This is a genomic window from Allorhodopirellula heiligendammensis, from assembly GCF_007860105.1.
Classification (GTDB): Bacteria; Planctomycetota; Planctomycetia; order Pirellulales; family Pirellulaceae; genus Rhodopirellula; species Rhodopirellula heiligendammensis.
In genome coordinates, this window is sequence record NZ_SJPU01000019.1 from 1 (window position 1) to 4,752 (window position 4,752).

Consider the following 4,752-nt stretch of genomic DNA (forward strand, 5'->3'; position numbering starts at 1 on the left):
GAACATCTGGCGCCATGCCTGAAAAATCTCGGGGGTTCGGGGGCTGGCCCCTGACCAGCATGGGCGAAGGAATCAAAAACTTCAAGATTTTTGATCTGCGCTATTGCCAAAAACAACACCGTCGCTATCTCGATCATTGTTATGTGTCGTTGGTTGCGTTGGCAATACGGTTCGTGTATGCGGAATGTAGTCGGTCAGCAAGTTCGAGGATGTAAGAACGACCCTTCGGTGATTCTTCAAGGTTGTTGAGCAGTACATCTGGAATGCTGCGGACACCAAGGTGAGCACCCGCAATCGATCCTGCCATTGCCGCTATGGTGTCAGTATCGCCACCAAGAAAGATGGCGTTTGCAATCGTGTCTTCGTAGGAGCGCGGAGTAAGCGCAAAACAGGCAATGGCAGTGGTGACGGATTCGAGCGCTTCAATGCCGTTGCCAAGTGGCACCAATTCACTCGGCTCTTGAATCTGTGCTGCGGTCTCCAGTTTGCAACGGTATTCGGACGACTTGCAATGTTCGAGCAGATGGGCAAAGAACGCATCACGATCGAATTGTTCGACGTTGGAAGCGTGAGCAACGGCTAAGGCAACAAGTTGAGCACCTTCGATGCCAAGCGGATGTAGATGCGTCGGCAACGCCGACAATCGTGATTGATCGAGCGCTATATGCGGATCGTCGCGAAAGAAAAGACCGACGGGAGCAACGCGCATAGCCGCACCATTGCCGAACGATCCGCCCGGAAAATGTTTGGCGGCCACAGCTTGATAGTCGTCGCCGTCTTCCATCGCGTCAAGGACGGCCCGAGCGCCGCGCCCGTAGCCACGCGAGGGCATGTAGTTTGCGACAAATGATTCGCACAAGCGGTCCTCGATAATCTCACCGTGGTCCGCAAGCGATTCGGCCACACCAATCGCCATTTGTGTGTCGTCGGTGTACCAGATTTCGTCGGTGATGTAGTTGATTAGTTGTTCGGTATTGGCGAAGCGGCCACCAATGTAATCGGCGGATTGTGCCTCGAAGCGACCACCAAGTGCGTCACCCACCGCGAGGCCGACGAGGCAGCCACGAAATCGGTCTTGAAGTGAAGCGTTCATGCGATGGGATTGAGACACATAAAGAATCCATGTAAGTCCAAGGTTTGACGGGTGGGAGCCACTCGTTAAAAAACTGGCGACTCAAACCCGTGATCTGGGCAGCTTGCGGCTGCCCGTCACATTCGCTCCACCCACCAAACACATGGAATGAAATCTCATGAAGATTCTCGCACTGGACCTCGGAAAATTCAACTCCGTTTGCTGCCTTTTCGACTCGAAAACTCGCAAAACGCAGTTTGTCACGACACCCACTACGAGAGAACACTTCGCTGCCATCTTCAAGGACACCAAGGCCGATCTGGTCGTCATGGAGGCCTGCGGCCCCTCGGGATGGATCAATGATCTGGCACAACATCAAGGGCATGAAACACTCGTCTGCTCCACCAACGAAGAAGCCTGGCGGTGGGCCAACGTCAAACGGAAAACTGACCGAGACGACGCTCTCAAGCTCGCTCGGATGGCCGCCATGGGCGAACTCAAAGGCGTCCACACGCCTTCACTGCAACACCGCGAGTTCCGATCGCTTGTCAAATACCGCAAGACCCTCGACGGACGAATCAACAAAACCAAGAACGCCATCCGTGCGTGGTTCGTCAACCACGGGATCGAGATCGCAACCGGCGAGAAAGCCTGGTACTCCGGTCGCGAGCACATCAACTCGTTTCGCAAACCCCTGGCTGACTGTGGACCTGACGAACTTTGGAAAGGAGAACTCGACATCGAACTGACCATTCTCGATTCGCTGGCCGAGCAACTCACCGGTGTCGTCAAGAAGCTCGAAGCGATCGGCAAGAATGACGAACGCATCAAGCGAGTCCAAACGATCCCTGGAGTCGGACCACGAACCGCTGAAATCCTGGTCGCGTGTCTGGACGACCCTCACCGCTTTGAAAACGGTCGCCAAGTGTCGGCGTACTTCGGCTTGGTTCCACGGCAGTATCAATCTGGCGAAACGGATCGCAACGGACGCATTACCAAGCGAGGCAATCCACTGGCACGAACGATCCTCGTCGAATGTGCTTGGGCGTCGCTGCGGTACAACCCGTGGGCCAAGGGCGTCTACGAAAGGATCTGTGGCAAACAAAAAACACGCAAAAAGAAAGCTGCGATCGCGTTGGCTCGCAAGATCGCCGTGATCGCCTGGGCGATGCTACGAGACGAAAAGGATTGGGATCCCAAGCAAATGATCCAGGTCACTGAATCGTTCGGAAGGATGCCGGCGGGGCTCAAGGACTCACTGCAGAACATGAAACCCAAAGAGAATGCAGATCAGCGAAAAAGTCGTCTTCGCAAGGAAGCCCGCGCGGCGAGAGAGGCCGCCGAGAGCCGTGCTTCAAAAACAACTGGGCAGAATCCCGTGAAGAGAACGACCACTGGATCTGCTAAGCCGACCGCCGCCAAACGCAATGCGACCATCTCGGCGGCAACACGCTCGCCTCGGTCTACTTCTCAACCAAACGGGAAACGACAAACGAAAACTCCAAGCCACGGCGAGCAAGAAAGCCAGTATCGCGTGACTGATGCTCCGACATCGGCGTAACGAATCGGCCTTGCTCGCCTTTTTCATCTTCCGGTCACCAGGACAACCAGTATGCGCCGACTGACGTGCAAACATCGGCGCAACGAATCGGACCTGCTGACCATTTATCCTCACTTCATTCCTCGCACTCTATCGTCACTCTCCCCCGTCAACACCACCTCGATCACCCCAGGAGGCCGCTGCCAGCCCACGCCACGAACCACCAAGGAACAGACCTGCCCTCCGTATTGAGCACCGACCCAAGTTGATGCGGACAGTTCGATTTAGGATCGCTCCTTCGCACAGGAGCGTTAGAACCATCCGACACATCGCCCTAAAGAATATGCCATACCGAAGGAAGACCACTTGCTGCTCATTGAAGCCTCCAGGCAAGTGCTCGCCGAACCACGATCCAGTCCGAATCAAGTGGCTGGAACCGTGCAAGGATAACTGAGGGGACGCCGCCAGCACGAAGCGTGTTGGCCCATTAGGAATCAGAGCGTTCACACCTCGAATAGTCGTTTAATCCAGCTCCTTACTTGTTCGCGTCCTACGGCGTTGATGCATCCGTGATCGACATCAACCGAGATGGAAACCGGTGCCATTCACCTGCGCCTCACCTCCACCTGCGGAAAAAAATGAAGTAAGACAAAAACAACTCAACACCACTTGTCAAACCTTGGACGTCATAGTCGTTACCGATCAGCCGGTGGCGACGGTTGATCATCCACTTCACAACGCCCGATTTCGCCGCTCGCTTGCATCGGATGGTTCCCCGATGTCTGGAAATGGTGTCAGGGCCGCAGTGTCATCAGTAGCTGCCACAGGATTGTCGCGGTACAGCCCGAGAAAAGCAAATACAATCGGTATCCAAATCGGCATCAAGAGGATGAATTGAGCCATGAGTCCACCGTTTGCGATTCCCGTTGCGGCGGCAATCCCACGCCCCGCGTTTGGTAGCGTCCACATCGAACCAACTGCGAAAAAGTAAAGCACTTCAAGCAGTAGCAACATCGCAAGTACTCGTGCACATGTCGCAGAGCCGAGACAGATTCCAATCGATGCGACGATGATCGAAACATAACAGGCAATGCATATCGCGGACATCACGTAGAACGCGGTAAGAAAGTGTGGCAATTTGCCAATGTCCTGGGATTCGTCGAACGCACCTGCGAATGCCGCAAAGACAGAGCTTGCGTTGTACAGCAGGCCGAGTAACGAAGCGACAACCAACAACGCCGCAATCGCGTAGGATGCGTAACGTTGAATTGGTGTGCGTTTCGCAATCATGGATTTCAGTCGAGGAACGTTTGGATTCACGGGGTCGGGCCGTGAAAAGTTTGATCTGCCAAAACGCGTGACGCCCGAATCCCGTGCACTCATTTGGTAATCCGCTCCGTTGGGCCAGAGTTTCCGCGTGGCAATTGCATCAGTGTCATTCGCCAGCGACGTACTCGATCTCAAGGGTGTCGTCATTCAGGAGCAGCATGATGTAATTCCCCGGCATGGGGGTCACGCCTTGATACAGTATCGCCCAAAATCGGTCGCCGTCGAGGGTGTCGCAAGAAACCGAAGGGATTTGATATCTGGACAGGTCGATGCCATTTCGAGAGCAGTAGGCAGTGGAAGTGTCAATCGCAGCGTCCACCGTAAGGCTCCAATGGCGAGGCACATCGCCCACAAGATCATACGAGGCGATAGATCGGTCAACCGTGCCAGAGCATCCGCACAGCGTGGCGATCACGAAAGAGACAAGCAGTGGTGTATGGACAGCCATCGTTTCAGTCAGATAACGCTGACCATCAGCGGGCCGCGTCGAGAGACCTAAAAACATCAGTAATCGTGACACGCGGCTCCGTTGAATGGTTTTGTTCAAGTAAGCCGCTATCGCGGCGGGGAGGCGTGAAGTTTGGATCGTGAGGTACCTGTTTCAGGAGGAGCTGTTCGCTGTGAACAGCTCACCAAGACTCCTCCTGAATCAGGAAAACAACAATGCCTCAGTTTACCCCCCTTGGCGGCGCACAGCCACTCGGTCACTTCTTTCCCGCTGAACTCCAACAAAAAATGAGTGATGATCTCCATCTGACCGGCAAAGCCGAACGAACCCGAAAGGGATACATCCGCGCCGTTCGCCAACTCT

Annotated in this window: 4 protein-coding genes; 1 reads left to right on the forward strand and 3 read right to left on the reverse strand. The window is 54.7% G+C overall.

What is annotated here, in order from left to right:
- Positions 1 to 139: 139 nt before the first annotated feature.
- Positions 140 to 1,093, reverse strand: a complete 954-nt coding sequence (locus Poly21_RS26565; protein WP_146410093.1) for an ADP-ribosylglycohydrolase family protein — start codon at positions 1,091 to 1,093, stop codon at positions 140 to 142.
- 157 nt (positions 1,094 to 1,250) lie between these two features.
- Here Poly21_RS26565 and Poly21_RS26570 point away from each other — a divergent pair, with 157 nt between their 5' ends.
- Positions 1,251 to 2,633, forward strand: a complete 1,383-nt coding sequence (locus Poly21_RS26570) for an IS110 family RNA-guided transposase (RefSeq protein ID WP_302120765.1) — start codon at positions 1,251 to 1,253, stop codon at positions 2,631 to 2,633.
- Positions 2,634 to 3,344: 711 nt separating this feature from the next.
- Here the strand turns inward: Poly21_RS26570 and Poly21_RS26575 are convergent.
- Both Poly21_RS26575 and Poly21_RS26580 read right to left on the reverse strand, forming a co-directional pair.
- On the reverse strand, positions 3,345 to 3,902 hold the full coding sequence (locus Poly21_RS26575) for a hypothetical protein (protein ID WP_146410094.1): 558 nt from the start codon (positions 3,900 to 3,902) through the stop codon (positions 3,345 to 3,347).
- A gap of 145 nt (positions 3,903 to 4,047) precedes the next feature.
- Positions 4,048 to 4,461 carry a hypothetical protein gene (locus Poly21_RS26580; protein ID WP_302120768.1) on the reverse strand — a complete coding sequence of 138 codons (414 nt, stop codon included), beginning with the start codon at positions 4,459 to 4,461 and terminating at the stop codon, positions 4,048 to 4,050.
- Between the last annotated feature and the right edge of the window lie 291 nt (positions 4,462 to 4,752).